Genomic DNA, 20,090 nt, shown 5'->3' on the forward strand with positions numbered 1-20,090 from the left:
ATATTAAGTCCTTTTTTTATTCTTATCTTGTTTTAAGTGTTTGAATTCTCTAGAGTCAATCTTCTTTAACAATCCTTCACGCTCATATTCGATGAGCTTATTGACAAGATCGACTAAAAATTGATTGCTTAAATCACCTTTTTTAATTTCTTTTTTGTCGATTAAATCAGACCAATATTTAAGGAATTCGAATGAACCAATAATTATCATCTTATATTTTGCTCTACTTAGTAGGACATTCATGCGCCTACTATCAAGGAGAAATCCTAGAGATGCTCTAACATAAGAATGATGATTATTTCTAACCATAGATACAATAACTATGTCAGCCTCAGCCCCTTGAAAACCATCAACAGTGCTACAAAATGAAGAATGATCATCTGGTTTTTGAAAATACTCTATTTGTAACGAATTTGGTTCTTTATGCAGTTTTTTATCCAGACTTCTCTTAATTAAATCTACCTGCTTTGCATAAGGTGACATGATTGCTAGTTTTGGTGTTTTTTCTGCTTTTGAATTCACCCTCAAATGTTCAAGAACGGATAAAAGAGTATTTTTTTCTAAGTTATTTGTCCAAACAGGAAGAGATTCTGCAGCATAATTGTTCTTAGTTTGTTGAACATCGGGGGTATCAATCCATATAATTGCCGGGGAGTTAAGTAATGGTGAGTTAGGTTTAAATGTAAAAGGGGTAATAGTATTTGCATCTCTATAGAATTTTTCTTTTGAAGGTTCTGTTTTAAGCTTTTTATCGTAAAATACGCTAGAGATCAAGTTTGCGATATCTGGATGCATACGATGTTGGAAATTAAGCATGCTCGCAATTTTTCTATGCTTTCTATCATCACCGTAACGATCTATATATTTTTGTGATTTCGCTTTTTCTTCAAGCACAAGACTTTCAAATAAGAGATGAAGCCTGACTGCACTAGAACTCAATTTTTCAAGTGTTTCGTTATCAATTGTTGAGATAAAATTTTCAGTAAAACGCTCTTTTATCCAATCACCTTTTATTTGTTGATTATTTATATCAGTTGCAATAATTATTGCGTTCTTCAATTTATTAATGTCAGTGAGGATCTCTCTCATTTTTTCTGTTGCATAAGGGGGTAACTGCTTATGATCACCTATCATCAGTCTTCTATATGAAAGCAACATCGGGCTAAGAAGTTCTACGCCTGTGACTTTTCCTGTTTCTTCCATTATTGACCAGTCAAATTGTGATTTCTCACTAATTAGTTCCTCTACTTGTCTGGAGTTAGTTGTAGCAAAAACCATATTTGCAGATTTCAATATCTGTTTGATAAGAGAATATCTGTCTGATTTGGATGATTTACGACTGGCTGATATAATTGAATTTTTACTTATAGTTGATGTACATTCATCAAAAATATCACTATCAATAAATTTTTTAATATATTCTAGCGCAAGGAAGTCTAATTGGTTTATTGATATGTCATCGCTATCATCATCCGAATCTTTTTTTATACAACTAACAATTAATGGTTTGGAGTTCGTTATATCTAAGGATGCAGTCACTTCTTGGTATAAATGCTGGACAGTAGAATGACTTTGTGCCGTTAGAACTATTCGACTCTCACTTTCATTAGAGAATATTTGATTTACAAGAGTCGTTATCAGATAAGTTTTCCCAACGCCAGGAGGTCCTTGGACTAAGAATATAGGCAAAGTCTTATTTATTTTTTCAAATGCATCTTTTTTAGATTCATCCAGTGAATAAAAAGAACTATGAAGGTTGTTATTTATTTCAGATATAATAGTGTTATTGTAAGGATCATCTAACATACTCCTTAGTTCTGCGTGGTTACTTAATTCATCTATAGATGATGCTCTTCTACTTAATTGCTTAATAGTTCCCTGTACTGATGAAGGTATAAGGAAGCATTTTTTGAAACCTGGGTTTAGTGTATTTGTTGTGAATATATATTCGTAAACCCCTTCATGGTTTCTTTCTGTCTTTATAAAATCCAATGTTACTTCATTATCACCATCATAGAAGTTGTTGTTTTCTGTAAGAATCCAGCTTATTGAATTAATTCTATCATTCTCTAAGTTGTCATGTAATCGAATCGCAGGTGGTTTAATACCTAATGATGTCGATATATGGTCATCATCTTGTCTGCATTGTATTCTTACTGTAAAAAACTTTGACTCTGTTTTGTCCTTATCATAACTAATTAATGTTACAGGGTAAATTTCTGATTTTGCGAAAGCTATTTCTGTTAGGTGATATATAGCAAACCCTTCGACAATAACTCTATTGGGAAGAATATTATTATCATCTCGTTCAAGTTCAAGGATTAGATCATCCCAAGAGTTATATATACCTTGAGAACGATTGTTAGATTTAAACTGAATACATTTTAATACGTCTCTTTCTAAAGCTATTCTTTTAGCTTTGAATTTTATTTGTCTTGGAGGCTCAACATAAGCAGCATGGCAGAATGCAATGTTCCAATCAGAGTCCTCTGTTTTACCGTTGCGTTTTTTCTCTAGTACATAAGTGAGTTTTTCTCCGTAAAGAAGTATTTCTTCTTTATTACTTCTATTTTTATTTATAGATAGGTATATTTTCCCTGATAGATCCCTTGTTATAAAGTCTAAGCATTCATCAATATCTTTATCTGAAATTGTGATTCCATGATCTTTATTTATGGTATATTGTATGGCATTAAAAACAGATGTTATTTTGTCTGGTGCTACTTCCGAGTTTGCTTTTGCCGAAAAAAGAAATTCAATATGCCTAGTTGAATTTTCTTTTGAAATTAGAGATTCTAATGACTTCAATATAGTGTTTGCTTTTTCTATTATTATAGAGCCATTTATGGCCTCCCTCGATAAGTTGGTTTCTAATTTCATAACACCAATCAATCCGCGAATTAAAATTAATTCATCAAGAATTAGATCGGTTTCATCTACTAAATCATTAATTGTGACTTGAAGATTTATTAATCTATCTGAGCTTATATTAAGTAATTCGGCTATTAGAAAACCTAAATCAGCCCAATCAGATAAAAAAGAATACTGCTTATTAATCTTCAAATCTCTAGATGTATATTCGTTATGTTTATCTGAAACAGCGTGGACGCGTAGTGACCATTCGAAGCCGGTTAATTGGAAGTCAAAGTCAAGTGATCTAGGATCAGTTAGTATAGAATCTTTATCCAGATGCCTATGAAGCAGACCTTGGGAATGCAATAGTTCGATGGCTTTAATAATTCTTATAAAATTATGCCAAAGTTTGATTCTATTCTCAATTTTTCTACTATTCCTGATCCATTCTTTATTTAAGCTTAGTGTCTTTTTTTCTTTAAATATATATGACAGAGGAACTCTGAAGTCTGCATCCAATACTAAGTAAAATCCCCTTTCATCTTTTCCTGAGTCAACTATAGAAGATATATAGTCTCCTAGACCGGGCAAACCTTTCAGCCTATGGAGTTGTCTTATTTCATATCGCCACAAATCTTCAATTATATCGTTGTTTTTTGATTCATCTTTAGGCCAAAATTTTATTAGCACTCGCTTGGCATTTTGCGCAGCCTCTAATAAGCATGGTTTGCCATTTTCTCTATCATATTCATTTAGAGTATTAATATCCTCATATTGATTGAGGAAGTTTCCGGTGAGATAAGTTTCCATTTATGCTCCAGATGATTAGTTTCGCTAGCTCATATCTATAGTCGTTTTGAAGTGGTTATAAAGATATTATTTGTTTTCAAAAGCTTGAGAGTATGACAGTTTGAAATTATTAATGACTTATTAAAAGGGTTGTGATGATTATGTTTACTATCTTGAAAATATACGCTGTTATTTTGAATAGATGTGTCCTTCTGTCATTTTGTAAACTTGTGAATCAGATCACGTTAATTCTGTTATAGGAACGCTACCGCCCTAAGGAATTCTACCCTCAAGCTAATAAAAACACTTTAGCTAACAACATCATGAATTAAAAGGAAATTATTTCTTTCTTTAGTAGCAAACCTTTCCGCATCCTTGAGATGCTTTATGTCAATTTATTGATTGCGAATTTTTTGTCGATTCCCCGCTTATCAAGCAGGTTTGGTTTGATAAGGGCATTGTTCGTCTGAGGTTGTAGAGGTGGCGTCGTTTAAAAGTTTTGGTATAATACTCTTTCGCATAGCTTCATGCGTAACATCGTTGGATGTAGAGGAGGCTTAATGAGCAATAACAGAAAAAAAGAGCATGCAACTTATGCTAAACCTTCTCGCTCGGACATTATGCGTTCTGTGGCGACATCAACGGCCGTCGAAACCGGCCAGCCGTCAGCTAGCGTTGAAGCTTCACTTGAAGCTGCACGCAAGAAATTCGCGCATCTTCGCCTCGCTTAGATCTTTCTTAATGCTTCACTGACCCAGTGTTTCATCGGCTCATAGTCCATTGATACACCTGCATGAATAGCCGAGATATACTGGGTTTTGTTTTCCTCCCAGCTTTGATAATCCAGCGGTTTGTATCCTCCCTGAACTGCCATCACGTCGGCTAGCAGTCGCGACAGGCGCCCGTTTCCCTCTCTGAATGGATGGATAAGTATCAGCTCGACATGGGTGATGGCGATAGCGGTGATGAGTTGTTCTTCGTCCATGCCGCTACACGGTGTGTATTGAGCCAGATACTTGTTATCAAATTCGTTCAGCAGTTTTGGCAACTGCGCTGAGGGGGCAAACATAAAGCCGCCTTTGCTGATATTAACCGCTCTTTCTTGTCCAGCCCACTCGTAAATGTTACCTAACCAACGGCGGTGCCAGCTTTTTAGCAGGGCTACGCTGAGCTGTCCTTCCGGGAACTGTTCTTCAAAAACAGACTGGTAGAGTTGTTCTAACAGGACAAGTTCAGCCTCATCCATCTCATCAGAAGTAGCGATCCCCAGGTTGTTAGCCAAAACTTGCTCGCCAGAGTCTTTCTCATACTGACCTTCACTGCTGGATACATGGTATCGGCTCATGGAGATGCCCTGTGTTATTAGAAGGATGGGAAAACAGAGGGATTATAACGCTGGATGAGTACAGCAAACAATATTCTTAAAATCAGATAGTTACAAAACTGTAGGTTAAAATGTAGTTTTTATAATCTCATGGGTGATTATCTTTAATAATCAGTATTAACACACCAATGCATCATGGGAGTATGTGAGTCTAGGTTTGTCATGTCGCTCATAGAATTTCTATATCTAATATGTTGAATTCAAAGATAGTCGTGGTTTTTTAGGTTCTGATTAAGCACCACGAAACCGTTCGGTTAACGGCTGCGTTTGGAACGGATTTTTATGCCGCTATACTAACGTAGCGACTTGCAAACTGACATAGCTAATATCTGGAAGTGCTTCGCAAATACGGCATGTATATATGCAGTGCTATACATGTATACGGCGAAAAGACGGGGACGTTTAATATGGAGACACCTGAGATTCCAGTTTGCACCCTCCAGACAACGCGCTAACATATTGATCACTTTTTCTTGCATTGCTATGGATATTCGATGCGTTATTTAACCGCGCTGCTGCCTATTGTTGTCTTGCTATCTGCTTGTAGTAGCAAACCCAAACCGTCTAACGACGTGACTGAAACCACTCCACCGACTGCCAAGGGGGGATTTTTACTCGAGCCTTCCCACTCTGGTCAGGTGCAACTGGGGGATTTTGCCTACGATCCAGCAATGAATCGTTTCGTCGACAAAATGGTCAGCGAGCATGGTTTTGACCGTCAGCAATTGCATGACGTATTGGCTCAGACCAAGCGTCTAGATTATGTATTGAATCTAATGGATCGTCAGGCACCGACCACACGCCCACCTGCGGGGCCAAACGGCGCATGGCTGCGTTATCGCGGTAAATTTATCACGCCTGATAACGTGCAAAATGGCGTAGTATTCTGGAATCAATACCAAAATGCGTTACAGCGTGCCCAACAAGTTTATGGCGTACCACCAGAAATCATTGTGGGTATCATTGGCGTCGAAACTCGCTGGGGCCGCGTTATGGGAAAAACCCGTATTATTGACGCTTTGGCGACGCTGTCGTTTGCCTATCCACGCCGTGCTGAATACTTCTCTGGTGAGCTGGAAACCTTTTTATTAATGGCGCGGGAAGAAGGCGATGATCCTCTTAGTCTAAAAGGGTCGTTTGCGGGCGCAATGGGATATGGGCAGTTTATGCCGTCTTCATTTAAAAGCTATGCGGTTGATTTCAATGGTGATGGACACATTAATCTGTGGGATCCGGAAGACGCTATTGGCAGCGTAGCAAATTACTTCAAAGCGCATGGCTGGCAGTCGGGTAAAAAAGTTGCAGTCCCAGCAAACGGTCAAGCTCCAACGTTAGAGAACGGTTTCAAAACCAACTATACGATTTCTGCATTGGCGGAAGCGGGGCTGAGCCCACAGAGTTCATTAGATGGCTATCAGCAGGCTAGTCTGTTGCGGCTTGATATGGGGACGGGCTACCAATATTGGTATGGTTTACCGAATTTCTATACGATCACTCGTTATAACCACAGTACTCATTATGCAATGGCTGTGTGGCAGTTAGGTGAGGCTGTAGGACAGGCTGCTCGTCAAGGTAGTGTATTCCAGAACTGATCCTTATTGTCTCTCCCTATGGGGAGAGACACCTTTCTTTCTTTGCTTGTACTTCTTAATAATAGACTTATTTCTATTATCATTATTTTAAATAAAGATTAGGATTTTTCTTTTCTCGGCGGCGAAGTGTTGATTTTAGCTATTTAAATATAAATAATAGCGCCCCCAAAAAATGACAACCATTACTAGCATCGCAATTGATAGTAAACCGATTTGAGTTTATATATCTGTTTATTATCAGCATAAACAATATCCATTTGATGGAGTTTATTTATGAAATTACGCTGCCAAGAATGCTGCGCAGTTGTGCTGACAACACAAAATACCGAAATCAGTATTAATAATGAAAAAATCACTGACGTTAAGGGAAATAGCCTTATTTTACTTTCCTGTAAAAATAATTCACTCGAAATTAATCACTTTGATAACCAATGTGTGGTGTACATTAGTCGAGAGACGATAAATAATTACCTCACCTTCCTGAAAAGAGATATTACTAAAGTTTGTCATGAGGCTAGGCGATCACCTGATTATTTCGTTGAGCCATGTCGTGCGCCTAAGATTTTTGCAGAAGCGGCGAGCCTGTCACAGCAAGAAGACTTAGATGATATTAGCCGAGTACGGAAAAACTCGCTGCTCTTCACTGTACTTTCCGTTTTTCTCGCTCATCGTCGCTTCCTGCCTTTTCTGATTAAAGTGAGTCAGAACGATGTGAGAACGCAGGTGTATACCATAATTCAGAGCAATATTTCTAAAGGATGGGCGCTTGGTTCGATTGCCAGTTCTTTATGTATGAGCGCTAGCGTTTTAAAAAAACGTTTGCGTGAGGAAAATACAAGCTATACCAAAATCATTACAGATTGTCGGATGCGTTTTGCCGCTGAACAATTGACAATTTATCATCAGAGTATCGCTCAGGTATCGGCACAGTGTGGCTATAGCAGTGCGTCTTATTTTATTTCTGTGTTCAAAAAATACTACGGTACTACACCATTAAACTATATAAGAAAATATTCTTCTAAAATGCAAGGCTAGTCACTTAAGCTAATTTTTAACGATAATTATTCATCCCTTTGATTGTAAATCTATGTTTGTTTATCGAAGGGATTCTCTATTTTTATATTGAATGTAAATAACGCGCCGGATGTTTTTCAATAATGTCTAATACCTAAATATTAAGGTCTGTTACCTGCATTGTTTCATCATGATTAAATTATAATAACTTTTCATTAATTCTTAATTTATCCAATGAGACGAGTGGTTTTTTTATTCACGTATTTATCTTTGTTGGTACCTATCAACATTCATCCAGTTGAGCGTTCGCGATGTTTATCAAATCTCTATTTGTCAGGTCGATCTGTACCTCTCGTTATGCTTTTATTTTGGCGCTTTCAGCGGGTTTCCTGCTTGCTGGCTGTCGTGATGATAATAAGACCGCTGTATTGCCCGAAAGGCCCACCGTCGGGGTGGTGACGCTGAAAGACGCGCCGTTACAGATAACCACTGAACTTCCCGGTCGAACGGAAGCATTCCGTGTGGCAGAGGTCAGGCCACAGGTGGGCGGCATTATTCTTAAACGCCATTTTGTTGAAGGAAGCAATATTACCGCAGGGGCGTCGTTGTATCAGATCGATCCTGCGCCTTATCACGCTAGCTATGATAGCGCCGCCGCCGATTTAGCGCAGGCAAAGGCCGCTGCACATATTGCACAGTTAACGGCTAACCGTGACCGTTCTCTGTGGGCGAAAAAATATATCAGCCAGCAACAGTTGGATAGTGCAGTCGCTGATATGCGCCAAGCGAATGCGACGGTAACCGCCGCTCAGGCTGCGTTGGAACTAGCTCGTATTAACTTGGCTTACACCAAGGTGATTGCGCCCATTTCTGGACGTATCGGTGGCTCTCGCGTAACCGAAGGGGCACTTGTTACGCCGGATCAAAGCCAAGCGTTAGCGGTGATTCAACAGTTGGATCCTATTTACGTTGACGTCACTCAGTCCAGCAATGATTTCTTACGCCTGAAACAAGAGTTGGCCAGTGGCTCATTGGCACAAACGGATGGCAAAGCGAGCGTCACGTTGCTTCTGGCCAACGGTAAAACGTATCCACTTACTGGAACCCTTGAGTTTTCAGATGTCACCGTTGATGAAAGTACGGGGTCTCTGACTCTCCGTGCCGTATTCCCTAATCCCCATGGTGATCTCTTGCCTGGTATGTTTGTGCGCGCTCGTTTGGATGAAGGCGTCCGCCCGCATGCGTTATTGGTCCCTCAGCAGGGTCTGACTCGCAATGCGCGCGGAGAGGCGACGGTTCTGGTGGTGGGCGTTGACGATAGGGTCGAAAACAAAATTGTGAATGCTGCACAGGCTATCGGGAGTCATTGGTTGGTGACTGGAGGATTAAGCGCAGGCGATAGGGTGATTGTGAGTGGTTTGCAGCGGATCCGACCGGGTATGCAAGTGGTGGCTCAGGAAGCACATTTGTCTGATACATGGGGCGAAAGCCATCAGTAAATCACGAGAAGACGCTTTTCGCTTCCGACTGCACTCATCCGTTTTTAATAAGGAGCCAGTTAGCACATGGCTAAGTTTTTTATAGATAGGCCAATTTTCGCCTGGGTCATTGCCATTATTTTGATGATGGCTGGGGCACTCGCCATTTGGAATCTTCCCGTTGCACAATACCCCACTATTGCGCCGCCATCGGTGGTAATTTCGGCTAACTATCCCGGCGCGGATGCTAAAACCGTGCAGAATTCGGTGACGCAGATTATCGAACAGAATATGAACGGGATTGATAATCTGATGTACATGTCATCGACGAGCGACTCTTCTGGTAGCGCGTCGGTGACGCTGACTTTCCAATCAGGAACTGACCCTGATATTGCTCAGGTTCAGGTGCAAAACAAGCTTCAGTTAGCAATGCCACTTTTGCCTCAAGAAGTTCAGCAGCAGGGGATTAGCGTTGAAAAATCTAGCAGCAGTTTTTTAATGGTTGCCGGATTTATTTCTGAAGATAACACCATGTCTCAGTCTGATATCGCTGACTATGTTGCTTCTAATATTCAAGACCCACTCAGCCGTACTGAAGGGGTCGGAGACGTGCAACTGTTTGGTTCTCAGTATGCGATGCGTATTTGGCTCGACCCACATAAGCTGAATAACTTTCACCTAACGCCCTTGGATGTCATTGATCAAATCAAAGCACAAAACAATCAGATTGCCGCTGGGCAGTTGGGTGGGATGCCCGCGGTTGCAGGACAGGAGCTGAATGCCTCTATTATCGCGCAAACTCGCCTTCAATCGCCGCAGGAATTTGGCAAGATTTTGCTTAAGGTTCAGCCAGATGGCTCACGGGTGCTATTACGTGATGTGGCAAAAGTTGAGCTAGGGAGTGAAAACTACAGCACGCAGGCTCGCTTTAATGGTAAACCGGCGGCTGGGCTGGGGATTAAGCTTGCGACCGGCGCGAATGCGCTGGATGTGGCGAATAATATCAAGGCTGAATTAGTGAAGCTGCAGCCTTTTTTCCCGCAGGGGCTGAAAGTGGTGTATCCCTACGATACAACGCCTTTCGTGAAAATTTCCATCAATGAAGTGGTTAAAACATTATTGGAAGCGGTGGTTTTAGTCTTTTTAGTGATGTATCTGTTTTTGCAAAATCTACGCGCAACGCTTATTCCTACCATTGCGGTGCCGGTGGTGTTGCTCGGGACTTTCGCCATTCTTGATGTGTTTGGTTATTCGATCAATACCTTGACGATGTTTGCAATGGTGTTGGCCATTGGTCTGCTGGTGGATGACGCTATCGTTGTTGTCGAAAACGTTGAGCGTGTGCTGGAAGAAGAGGGGCTCTCTGCCAAAGAAGCGACCAAGAAATCGATGGATCAAATTCAAAGTGCTCTCGTGGGTATTGCTTTGGTTTTGTCAGCCGTGTTTGTTCCGATGGCCTTTTTCGGTGGTGCAACCGGTGCAATTTACCGTCAATTCTCTGTCACGATTGTTTCGGCGATGGTGTTGTCGATTCTTGTGGCGATTATTTTAACTCCGGCGCTGTGTGCCACTATTCTTAAGCCGGTTACCCCTGGAACCTCACACAACAAAGGCGGGTTCTTTGGCTGGTTTAACCGCCTGTTCAATAAATTTACCCATCACTACACCGATAGTGTTGACCATATGCTGGTGAAAACCGGCCGCTATATGGCGATTTACCTCTTGGTCGTGGTGGGGATGGGCGTGCTCTTCATTCAACTGCCGACCGGATTTATTCCTGAAGAGGATCAAGGTATTGCGTTGACATCGGTGCAGTTGCCCGCAGGGGCGACTCAGCAGCGAACTGATAAGGTGCTGGCGCAGGTGACCGATTATTTCCTAAAGAAAGAGCAGCGAGACGTGGAGTCGGTGTTTACGGTTAGTGGCTTTGGTTTCAGTGGTCAGGGGCAAAATAACGGTTTAGCTTTTGTCAGCCTTAAGCCTTGGAGTGAGCGTCAAGGCGAAGAGAATCGGGTGACGGCAATTCTCGCCCGTGCGGCTGTGGCTTTTGGTCAGATAAAGGATGCGCTGGTATTTCCTTTTAATCTGCCGGCTATTTCTGGGCTTGGCACTTCAACCGGTTTTGATTTTGAACTGATCGATCAGGGCAATTTAGGGCATGAAAAACTGACTGAAGCTCGTAATGAACTGCTGGGCATGGCTGCGCAGCACCCTGAAATGCTCACCGGTGTTCGTCCTAACGGTATGGAGGATACGCCGCAATTTAAAGTGACTATTGATCAGGAAAAAGCTTTAGCGCAGGGTGTTTCGTTGGCAGATATTAATCAAACGCTGTCATCGGCCTTTGGCGGCACCTATGTGAATGACTTTATTGATAATGAGCGCGTAAAGAAGGTTTATGTGCAGGCTCAGGCGCCTTATCGCATGCTGCCGGAAAATATCGATAGCTGGTATGTACGCAGCGCGTCTGGCCAGATGGTACCGTTCTCCTCTTTTGCGTCTGCTCATTGGGAATATGGTTCTCCACGATTGGAACGCTATAACGGTTTGCCGTCAATGGAGATTCTTGGCGAAGCGACCCGTGGTAAAAGCAGCGGTGAGGCCATGGCGATGATGGAGGCGCTAGCTGCAAAACTGCCGAACGGGGTGGGCTATGATTGGACTGGAATGTCCTATCAGGAAAGACTATCGGGAAATCAAGCGCCTGCGCTGTATGCGATTTCACTGGTGGTCGTGTTCCTGAGTCTGGCCGCGCTTTATGAAAGCTGGTCGATTCCGTTCTCGGTGATGCTGGTGGTGCCGCTGGGAATTATTGGCGCGCTTTTAGCCGTCACACTACGCAGTATGAATAACGACGTCTATTTCCAAGTCGGTTTACTGACAACGATTGGTTTATCGGTGAAAAACGCGATTTTGATCGTTGAATTCGCCAAAGATCTTATCGACAGGGAAGGCAAAAATGTTCATGAGGCAACGCTTGAAGCAGTGCGTATGCGCTTACGTCCAATACTGATGACGTCACTGGCCTTTATCCTTGGGGTTTTACCGATGGCGATAAGCACGGGAGCGGGCTCAGCGGCACAAAATGCTGTGGGGACCGGAGTTATTGGCGGGATGATCTCAGCCACTGCGCTAACGATTTTCTTAGTTCCGGTCTTCTTTGTGGTCATAGAGCGTCGGTTTGCCAGACGATCTTAGCGATCTCATCGTTTTTCTGGTTTTTCAATGAATTGCCTTCTCCTCTAATGGAGGAGGCAATATTTTCTTATTATTGATAAATGGAATCCTCTACGCATTTTCAGTTTTCCCCACCGCACATCTGAGCACATTGTTTGAAGGAAAGTGCTAACATCAAAAACCGATTCTCACCGTACAAAGGAATAATACATGACGGACGATGTGTTACTTGAATTGAGCGTGACGCTGGGGGAACGCCTAAAGGGAATCGGTGCTACGTTGACCTGCGCCGAGTCTTGTACCGGCGGATTAATCGCCAAAGCGATTACGGATATCAGCGGCAGTTCTTCCTATTTTGAGCGCGGTTACGTCACCTACAGTAATGAGGCTAAGCACGAGATGCTGGGCGTCACTCATGAATCATTACAGCTTTATGGTGCGGTCAGTGAGGCCGTGGTGAATGAGATGGCGCAGGGGGCATTGAAAGTGGCCCATGCCGACTTTGCTGTTTCTGTCAGCGGAATTGCGGGCCCTGACGGTGGTTCGGTGGCTAAGCCTGTGGGAACCGTTTGGTTCGGTTTTGCAGCTAAAGACGGGCGTGCTTATGCTATTCGCCAATATTTCCCCGGAGGACGTTTACAAGTACGTCAGCTGGCGGCAGAGTTTGCTCTTCGTGTGTTAATTGAAAAATTTCTTTAATCACACTTGATACTGTATGACTATACAGTATAATCAACACCAATTTCAGGTTCGCTATGCATGGAGTAACAGATGGACGAGAACAAACAAAGGGCTCTAGCCGCTGCGTTAGGCCAGATTGAAAAGCAGTTTGGTAAAGGTTCTATTATGCGTCTTGGTGATACCCAGACGTTGGATATTGATTCTGTATCTACAGGTTCTCTGAGTCTGGACGTTGCTCTGGGCATTGGCGGTTTGCCGATGGGGCGTGTGGTTGAAATCTTTGGGCCAGAATCCTCCGGTAAAACGACGCTGACTCTGTCTGTGATCGCTAGCGCTCAGGCTGCCGGTAAAACCTGTGCGTTTATCGATGCCGAGCATGCGTTAGACCCAATCTACGCAGGCAAATTAGGGGTTCAAGTAGACGATCTTCTGATCTCTCAGCCAGATACCGGTGAGCAAGCGTTAGAAATTTGTGACGCTCTGGTTCGTTCTGGCGCGGTTGATGTCATCGTCGTTGACTCCGTAGCTGCGCTGACGCCTAAAGCAGAAATCGAAGGCGAGATGGGCGACTCTCACGTTGGTTTGCAGGCGCGTTTGATGTCTCAGGCGCTGCGTAAACTGACCGCTAACATCAAGAATGCAAACTGCTTGGTGATTTTCATCAACCAGATCCGTATGAAGATCGGTGTGATGTTCGGTAACCCAGAAACTACCACTGGTGGTAATGCACTGAAGTTTTACTCTTCTGTTCGTTTGGATATCCGTCGTATCGGCGCGATTAAAGACGGCGATGAAGTTGTGGGTAATGAAACCCGTGTGAAAGTGGTAAAAAACAAGGTAGCACCTCCATTCCGTCAGGCTGAGTTCCAGATCCTTTACGGTGCTGGTATCTCTAAAGAAAGCGAGCTGATCGATCTGGGCGTTAAACACAAGCTGGTAGATAAATCCGGTGCTTGGTATGCCTACAACGGTGACAAGATTGGTCAGGGTAAATCAAACTCCATGAAGTACCTGCAGGAAAACCCTGCAATTCGTGCCGAGTTAGATACTAAACTGCGTGAACTTTTGTTGAGTCATGCAGCGGCAGAGAATGCTAACCACAAGCCTTCTGCTGATGAAGAGCTACTGGAAGACGACGCATAATCACGTGTTGTTTGAGAGAATATGCCGCACTCAACGGCATAAAGAACCGCTTCGAGGAACGAATTAGTGACTGAAACACTGAATCGGGCGATGCGGTTACTTGCTCAACGTGACCATAGCGAAACTGAATTGCGCCGCAAACTTGCGGCGCAAGACGTTTCTGAAGAAGACGTTGAACAAGCTATCGCCTATTGCCACGAACATCATTGGCTGGACGATCGCCGTTTTGCTGAACGTTATCTTGTGATGCGTAGCCAAAAAGGGTACGGAGTACAAAGAATTCAGCAAGAGCTAGGAATGAAAGGTATTGCTCGCGAGCTTATCCATGATGCTTTTGCGTCGTCAGATATCGACTGGTGTGCATTGGCGAAACAAACTGCGCATCGTAAGTTTGGTCAAACTCTCCCCCAAGAATGGAAAGAAAAAGCAAAGGTGCAGCGATTTTTATTGTACCGAGGCTTCTTTCAGGAAGAAATTTACGCTGTTTTCTCCAATTTGTCGGATTGAATGCACGCGGGATTTTACTTCGCAGTGAAGAAAATTTATCTTATTCCCACTTTATGTTTGTGTGCGACCGACTTGCAGTCAATTGCGAGAGGGTCTGTTCACTACAGTTCTTTTAGCCTGACTCCGGGACAATTATGAGCAAGAGTACCGCTGAGATCCGTCAAGCGTTTCTCGATTTCTACCATAGTAAAGGGCACCAGATAGTAGAGAGTAGCTCTCTGGTTCCGAACAACGACCCAACGTTGTTGTTCACTAACGCAGGTATGAATCAATTCAAGGATGTATTCCTCGGCATCGATAAACGCAGCTACAGCCGCGCGACAACGTCTCAACGTTGTGTTCGTGCGGGTGGTAAACATAACGATTTGGAAAACGTCGGGTATACCGCGCGTCACCATACTTTCTTCGAAATGCTGGGTAACTTCAGCTTCGGCGATTATTTCAAGCATGATGCAATTCAGTTTGCATGGGAATTGCTGACCGGTGAAAACTGGTTCAATTTGCCGAAAGAAAAACTGTGGGTGACCGTTTACGAAACCGACGACGAAGCCTTCAATATCTGGGCTGACGAAGTGGGTGTTCCACGCGAACGTATTATTCGTATCGGTGATAACAAAGGCGCACCGTTTGCTTCAGATAACTTCTGGCAGATGGGGGATACCGGTCCTTGTGGTCCATGCACTGAGATTTTCTACGATCACGGTGACCATATCTGGGGTGGGCCTCCTGGTAGCGCTGAAGAAGATGGCGATCGCTACATTGAGATCTGGAACATCGTCTTCATGCAGTTCAACCGCCAGTCAGATGGCACAATGTTGCCACTGCCTAAGCCGTCAGTTGATACCGGCATGGGATTGGAGCGTATTGCTGCTGTGCTGCAACACGTTAATTCCAACTATGATATCGACTTGTTCCGCACGCTGATTGCCGCTACGGCAAAAGTGACCGGTGCTACCGATCTGTCTAGCAAATCGTTGCGCGTCATTGCCGACCATATTCGCTCCTGCGCGTTCTTGGTTTCTGACGGCGTACTGCCTTCTAACGAAGGCCGCGGTTATGTGCTACGTCGTATCATCCGCCGCGCTGTGCGCCACGGTAATATGGTGGGTGCAAAAGAGACCTTCTTCTACAAGCTGGTTGCACCGCTAATCGAAGTGATGGGGCCAGCCGCCGATGAGTTGAAACGCCAGCAGTCAATGGTTGAACAGGTTCTGAAAACTGAGGAAGAGCAGTTTGCTCGTACTCTGGAGCGTGGTTTGGCGCTGTTGGACGATGAACTGTCCAAACTGAGCGGCGATACGCTGGATGGAGAAACGGCTTTCCGTCTGTATGACACCTATGGTTTCCCTCTGGATTTGACCGCTGACGTATGCCGTGAGCGTAATCTGAAAGTGGATGAAATCGGCTTTGAGCGTGCAATGGAAGAGCAACGTCGTCGTGCGCGTGAGTCTAGCGGTTTTGGCGCTGACTATAACAGCATGATCCGTGTCGATGGTGCCTCTAAGTTCTCTGGTTACGATCATAACCAGCAGCATTCGAGCGTTACCGCACTGTTCCGCGATGGTCAGGCCGTTGACGTTCTGAATGCAGGCGAAGAAGGCGTAGTTGTTCTGAACGAAACGCCATTCTATGCAGAATCAGGCGGTCAGGTTGGCGATAAAGGCGAATTGACTGCACAGGGCGTAAGTTTTGTTGTGACCGACACCCAAAAATACGGTCAAGCAATTGGTCATCAGGGCAAAGTTGCACAGGGCTCTGTGAAGGTGGGAGATAGCGTTGAGGCCACTATCGATGAAGCTCGTCGTAGTCGCATCCGTTTGAACCACTCAGCGACTCATTTGCTGCACGCTGCGCTGCGTCAGGTACTGGGCGATCATGTCTCGCAAAAAGGCTCTCTGGTGAGCGATCGTAACCTGCGTTTCGACTTCTCTCATTTTGAAGCGATGAAACCTGAGCAAATTCGTCAAGTAGAAGATATCGTCAACGCGCAAATTCGTCGTAATTTGCCAATCGAAACTAACATCATGGATCTCGAAGACGCGAAAGCGAAGGGGGCTATGGCGTTGTTCGGTGAGAAATACGATGAAAGCGTTCGCGTGCTGAGTATGGGTGATTTCTCAACTGAGCTTTGTGGCGGTACTCATGCGCGTCAGACCGGCGATATTGGCCTGTTCCGTATCACGTCTGAAGCGGGTACTGCGGCTGGCGTGCGTCGTATCGAAGCCGTCACTGGCGAAGGTGCGATTGCCGTTATGCATCAGGATGCTGATGCTTTGCGTGAAGCGGCATCGTTAGTGAAGAGCGATGCTCATAGCGTCGCGGAAAAAATCCGTGCAGTGATGGATAAAACACGTCAGTTGGAAAAAGAGCTACAGCAGCTTAAAGATCAGCAGGCTGCACAGGAGAGTGCTTCACTTTCTAGCAAAGCCGTTGATGTTAAGGGTGTGAAGCTGTTAGTGAGCCAACTGGACAACGTTGAAGCCAAAATGCTGCGTACCATGGTCGATGACCTGAAGAACCAGCTTGGCTCAGGCGTGGTGGTTCTGGCGACGACTGCGGAAGGTAAAGTGAGCTTGGTTGCAGGTGTGACCAAGGATCTGACCGATAAGGTGAAAGCTGGCGAGCTGATCGGTATGGTTGCTCAGCAGGTCGGTGGTAAGGGCGGTGGACGTCCTGATATGGCGATGGCGGGTGGTAGTGATGCTACAGCATTACCTCAGGCTCTGGCTGGCGTCGAAGCTTGGGTTGCCGATAAGCTGTAATTTAGAATAGCTTGATAAACAAACGCCATATCTTATTGTCAGGTATGGCGTTTTTTGTTTTTTAGTTAACATGCTTGTTATAAAAATTACTACGGTGTATACCATTTGGACTAAACTTGTACATACAGTGTGGTTCAGCCTAATCTGCTTACACATTATGAACTTGTTATAGGTTACGTTTTCACAATAGATGATGGATAATGGCGGGGAAACTGAGAGACCCGACTCTAATTAATCTTTCAAGGAGCAAAGAATGCTAATTTTGACTCGTCGAGTGGGTGAAACCCTCATGATTGGTGATGAGGTAACGGTCACTGTATTAGGTGTTAAAGGAAACCAAGTTCGCATCGGGGTGAATGCTCCGAAAGAGGTTTCTGTCCATCGTGAAGAGATTTACCAACGTATTCAGGCTGAAAAGTCTCAACAGACGACTTACTAATCCTAGTGTAGCGTCCCGTGTTTATACGGGGCGCTAACGCTACCCCGACTATTCTTCGCAGTAAATTCTGTCTCTCTTCATATTTTTTCTCCCTCTTTCTGTTTTGCCACTGCCAGATTCGTTCACGTTTACTTTTTTCTGTCGATACCATGACTGGGTTTTGTGGTTTTACATACCCATTTCGTGATTATTAAATCAACAGCTTGCCTTAAAATCGTGCTTTTTGACTGTGTTTTACACAAACGAATCAGAGTCTCGAAAAAATGTTTGACTTATAAACCCCAGAAAGTAATATGTGCGCCACGCAGTGCCGATGAGCTTAAACAAAGTTAGTCAGCACGCATCGAAAGATATGCGTAAGGTGAGGTGGCCGAGAGGCTGAAGGCGCTCCCCTGCTAAGGGAGTATGCGGTCAAAAGCTGCATCCGGGGTTCGAATCCCCGCCTCACCGCCATTTTGCACCCATAGCTCAGCTGGATAGAGTACTCGGCTACGAACCGAGCGGTCGGAAGTTCGAATCTTCCTGGGTGCACCATATTTTGTTGTGATGCGGTGATTTCTCAGTGTCACGATATCAGTAGTATCCTGTGCACCCATAGCTCAGCTGGATAGAGTACTCGGCTACGAACCGAGCGGTCGGAAGTTCGAATCTTCCTGGGTGCACCATATTTCACAATGCTTATCGCGAATGCAGGATTGCATGGTGGTTAGGTGTTGTCGGTAGCACAAGGGAAGATAACGTTGCTTTAGCAACGGCCCGTAGGGCGAGACGCTAGCGTCGAGTCATCTTCCTGGGTGCACCATATTTTGTTGTGATGCGATGATTTCTCAGTGTCACGATATCAGTAGTATCCTATGCACCCATAGCTCAGCTGGATAGAGTACTCGGCTACGAACCGAGCGGTCGGAAGTTCGAATCTTCCTGGGTGCACCATATTTGGTTTCTTTGACGGGTTATGCTTTGTTGCATGACGGTGAGAGAAACTGATGACACTAAGAGAGTGAGGCGCTTGCGCCGAATAACCTCCCAGATATGTCATCTTAAGACCTCGTCATTGACGAGGTTTTTTTTTATCCGAAATCTGTTCTGTATGTCCTTTTCTTCCTGTTTTTTCCTTATATTCGTTGGCTTTTCAATTAATTCACCTTGAAACTCTCAGAGCGACAACGTAATAGCTTTGCGTTAAAGTAACTTTCCATATATTCACCATCGTTACGGAGTGGCAATCAATGTACGATCGCTTTCAAGGACTGATTTTTGATATGGATGGCACTCTGCTCGACACGGAGCCGACGCACCGTCTGGCTTGGCGGCAGGTTCTTGGTCAATATGGGATGACCTACGATGAAAATGCGATGGTAGCGCTGAATGGGTCTCCTACCTGGCGTATTGCCCAGATAATTATTGAGAACAATCAAGCTGATATGGATCCACATCATCTTGCGGCATTGAAAACGGCCGCGGTAGAAAGCATGTTGTTGGATAGCGTGAAGCCGCTTCCGCTGATTGACGTTGTGCTGGCCTATAAAGGTAAAAAACCAATGGCGGTGGGTACCGGTAGTGAGCATCGGATGGCGGATGCCTTATTGCGCCATTTAGGGCTGCATAACTGTTTTCAGGCTATTGTTGGTGCCGATGATGTGACTCGGCATAAGCCTGAGCCGGATACTTTTTTACGTTGCGCTGAGCTGATTGGCGTTTCGCCTAAAGACTGTGTCGTATTTGAAGATGCAGATTTTGGTATTCAGGCAGCCCAACGCGCAAATATGGCGTGGGTGGATGTGCGCAAGCTGTAATGAATTCTTTCCTGACATTGGGCGCAATGTTTGCCAGTAGCTTTACTAGTGCAACGCTATTGCCAGGAAATTCAGAAATTGTTTTAACTGCCTTTCTATTAGCTGGGCAGGTTTCTCCGTGGTGGTTAGTGCTGACAGCGATCGTTGGCAATATTCTGGGCGGATTAACAAATGTCATCATTGGTCGTCTGCTGCCGGACGTGAAACCGCAGCGGGGGGTACAGCTGTCGCTACGCTGGTTACAACGCTATGGCGCGGTTACCTTGCTGCTCAGTTGGGTGCCTATCATTGGTGATTTACTCTGTGTGTTAGCAGGTTGGCTGCGAATGCCGTGGGTACCTGTAGCGTTTTATCTCAGTATTGGGAAAGCGGTACGTTATGTTGCGTTGGCATGGCTGACGCTGCAAGGTATGTCATGGTGGTCATAAGCGAAGGCGGAAACGCTCAGCGGCAGAACATAAATGCTGGCAGTTAT

Annotated in this window: 14 protein-coding genes and 4 tRNA genes; 16 read left to right on the plus strand and 2 right to left on the minus strand. The window is 44.4% G+C overall.

The genetic code is table 11. From position 1 onward, the window contains the following. Positions 1 to 3: 3 nt before the first annotated feature. Positions 4 to 3,663 carry an AAA domain-containing protein gene (locus tag K9N75_RS04265; protein WP_224452270.1) on the minus strand — a complete coding sequence of 1,220 codons (3,660 nt, stop codon included), beginning with the start codon at positions 3,661 to 3,663 and terminating at the stop codon, positions 4 to 6. Positions 3,664 to 4,202: 539 nt separating this feature from the next. Between K9N75_RS04265 and K9N75_RS04270 the strand changes: the two genes are divergently transcribed. Next, positions 4,203 to 4,373 carry a hypothetical protein gene (locus K9N75_RS04270; RefSeq protein ID WP_162865967.1) on the plus strand — a complete coding sequence of 57 codons (171 nt, stop codon included), beginning with the start codon at positions 4,203 to 4,205 and terminating at the stop codon, positions 4,371 to 4,373. On the opposite strand, the gene K9N75_RS04275 is transcribed toward K9N75_RS04270, so the two are convergent. After that, the gene (locus K9N75_RS04275; RefSeq protein WP_224452271.1) at positions 4,370 to 4,987 is read right to left on the minus strand and encodes a Fic/DOC family protein; all 618 of its coding nucleotides are present in this window, start codon (positions 4,985 to 4,987) and stop codon (positions 4,370 to 4,372) included. The two genes, K9N75_RS04270 and K9N75_RS04275, sit on opposite strands and share 4 nt — an antisense overlap. A gap of 533 nt (positions 4,988 to 5,520) precedes the next feature. Between K9N75_RS04275 and mltB the strand changes: the two genes are divergently transcribed. From mltB to K9N75_RS04350, 15 genes are all read left to right on the plus strand, one after another. Continuing rightward, positions 5,521 to 6,618, plus strand: a complete 1,098-nt coding sequence (gene mltB, locus K9N75_RS04280) for a lytic murein transglycosylase B (RefSeq protein ID WP_008815149.1) — start codon at positions 5,521 to 5,523, stop codon at positions 6,616 to 6,618. Positions 6,619 to 6,891: 273 nt separating this feature from the next. Then, positions 6,892 to 7,653 (plus strand): AraC family transcriptional regulator, encoded by a 762-nt coding sequence (locus K9N75_RS04285; RefSeq protein ID WP_224452272.1) that lies wholly within the window; start codon positions 6,892 to 6,894, stop codon positions 7,651 to 7,653. Positions 7,654 to 7,943: 290 nt separating this feature from the next. After that, entirely contained in the window at positions 7,944 to 9,131 is a 1,188-nt protein-coding gene (locus K9N75_RS04290) for an efflux RND transporter periplasmic adaptor subunit (RefSeq protein ID WP_061059172.1), read from the plus strand. A gap of 66 nt (positions 9,132 to 9,197) precedes the next feature. Then, entirely contained in the window at positions 9,198 to 12,308 is a 3,111-nt protein-coding gene (locus K9N75_RS04295; RefSeq protein WP_224452273.1) for an efflux RND transporter permease subunit, read from the plus strand. A 189-nt stretch (positions 12,309 to 12,497) separates the two neighbouring features. Then, positions 12,498 to 12,986 carry a nicotinamide-nucleotide amidase gene (pncC, locus tag K9N75_RS04300; protein ID WP_008815153.1) on the plus strand — a complete coding sequence of 163 codons (489 nt, stop codon included), beginning with the start codon at positions 12,498 to 12,500 and terminating at the stop codon, positions 12,984 to 12,986. A gap of 72 nt (positions 12,987 to 13,058) precedes the next feature. Continuing rightward, positions 13,059 to 14,111: a recombinase RecA gene (gene recA, locus K9N75_RS04305; protein WP_004091607.1), complete on the plus strand. Its 1,053-nt coding sequence runs from the start codon at positions 13,059 to 13,061 to the stop codon at positions 14,109 to 14,111. A 90-nt stretch (positions 14,112 to 14,201) separates the two neighbouring features. Beyond that, positions 14,202 to 14,618, plus strand: coding sequence for a recombination regulator RecX (gene recX, locus K9N75_RS04310; RefSeq protein ID WP_208326289.1), 417 nt, complete (start codon positions 14,202 to 14,204; stop codon positions 14,616 to 14,618). Positions 14,619 to 14,752: 134 nt separating this feature from the next. After that, positions 14,753 to 17,380, plus strand: a complete 2,628-nt coding sequence (gene alaS, locus K9N75_RS04315) for an alanine--tRNA ligase (RefSeq protein WP_008815155.1) — start codon at positions 14,753 to 14,755, stop codon at positions 17,378 to 17,380. A 253-nt stretch (positions 17,381 to 17,633) separates the two neighbouring features. Beyond that, the gene (csrA, locus tag K9N75_RS04320; protein WP_004091602.1) at positions 17,634 to 17,819 is read left to right on the plus strand and encodes a carbon storage regulator CsrA; all 186 of its coding nucleotides are present in this window, start codon (positions 17,634 to 17,636) and stop codon (positions 17,817 to 17,819) included. A gap of 360 nt (positions 17,820 to 18,179) precedes the next feature. Then, a tRNA-Ser gene (locus K9N75_RS04325) sits at positions 18,180 to 18,272 on the plus strand. 4 nt (positions 18,273 to 18,276) lie between these two features. Continuing rightward, positions 18,277 to 18,353 (plus strand) — tRNA-Arg (locus tag K9N75_RS04330). Between the two features lie 54 nt (positions 18,354 to 18,407). Then, positions 18,408 to 18,484 (plus strand) — tRNA-Arg (locus K9N75_RS04335). Between the two features lie 191 nt (positions 18,485 to 18,675). After that, positions 18,676 to 18,752, plus strand: a tRNA-Arg gene (locus K9N75_RS04340). Between the two features lie 296 nt (positions 18,753 to 19,048). After that, a complete protein-coding gene (gene yqaB, locus K9N75_RS04345; protein WP_039188311.1) occupies positions 19,049 to 19,615 on the plus strand; it encodes a fructose-1-phosphate/6-phosphogluconate phosphatase in 567 nt (188 codons plus the stop codon). Next, a complete protein-coding gene (locus K9N75_RS04350; RefSeq protein WP_008815157.1) occupies positions 19,615 to 20,043 on the plus strand; it encodes a YqaA family protein in 429 nt (142 codons plus the stop codon). The genes yqaB and K9N75_RS04350 overlap by 1 nt, the downstream gene beginning before the upstream one ends. Positions 20,044 to 20,090: the final 47 nt, after the last annotated feature.

Source organism: Hafnia paralvei, from assembly GCF_020150375.1.
Classification (GTDB): domain Bacteria; phylum Pseudomonadota; class Gammaproteobacteria; order Enterobacterales; family Enterobacteriaceae; genus Hafnia; species Hafnia paralvei.

Bases quoted from the DNA above. Each gene is read 5' to 3' on its own strand.
- K9N75_RS04270 (WP_162865967.1), top strand. From the start codon at position 4,203: ATGAGCAATAACAGAAAAAAAGAGCATGCAACTTATGCTAAACCTTCT.
- K9N75_RS04290 (WP_061059172.1), top strand. From the start codon at position 7,944: ATGTTTATCAAATCTCTATTTGTCAGGTCGATCTGTACCTCTCGTTAT.
- K9N75_RS04350 (WP_008815157.1), top strand. From the start codon at position 19,615: ATGAATTCTTTCCTGACATTGGGCGCAATGTTTGCCAGTAGCTTTACT.
- csrA (WP_004091602.1), top strand. From the start codon at position 17,634: ATGCTAATTTTGACTCGTCGAGTGGGTGAAACCCTCATGATTGGTGAT.
- mltB (WP_008815149.1), top strand. From the start codon at position 5,521: ATGCGTTATTTAACCGCGCTGCTGCCTATTGTTGTCTTGCTATCTGCT.
- K9N75_RS04295 (WP_224452273.1), top strand. From the start codon at position 9,198: ATGGCTAAGTTTTTTATAGATAGGCCAATTTTCGCCTGGGTCATTGCC.
- pncC (WP_008815153.1), top strand. From the start codon at position 12,498: ATGACGGACGATGTGTTACTTGAATTGAGCGTGACGCTGGGGGAACGC.
- K9N75_RS04285 (WP_224452272.1), top strand. From the start codon at position 6,892: ATGAAATTACGCTGCCAAGAATGCTGCGCAGTTGTGCTGACAACACAA.
- K9N75_RS04265 (WP_224452270.1), bottom strand. From the start codon at position 3,663: ATGGAAACTTATCTCACCGGAAACTTCCTCAATCAATATGAGGATATT.
- alaS (WP_008815155.1), top strand. From the start codon at position 14,753: ATGAGCAAGAGTACCGCTGAGATCCGTCAAGCGTTTCTCGATTTCTAC.
- recX (WP_208326289.1), top strand. From the start codon at position 14,202: ATGCGGTTACTTGCTCAACGTGACCATAGCGAAACTGAATTGCGCCGC.
- K9N75_RS04275 (WP_224452271.1), bottom strand. From the start codon at position 4,987: ATGAGCCGATACCATGTATCCAGCAGTGAAGGTCAGTATGAGAAAGAC.
- yqaB (WP_039188311.1), top strand. From the start codon at position 19,049: ATGTACGATCGCTTTCAAGGACTGATTTTTGATATGGATGGCACTCTG.
- recA (WP_004091607.1), top strand. From the start codon at position 13,059: ATGGACGAGAACAAACAAAGGGCTCTAGCCGCTGCGTTAGGCCAGATT.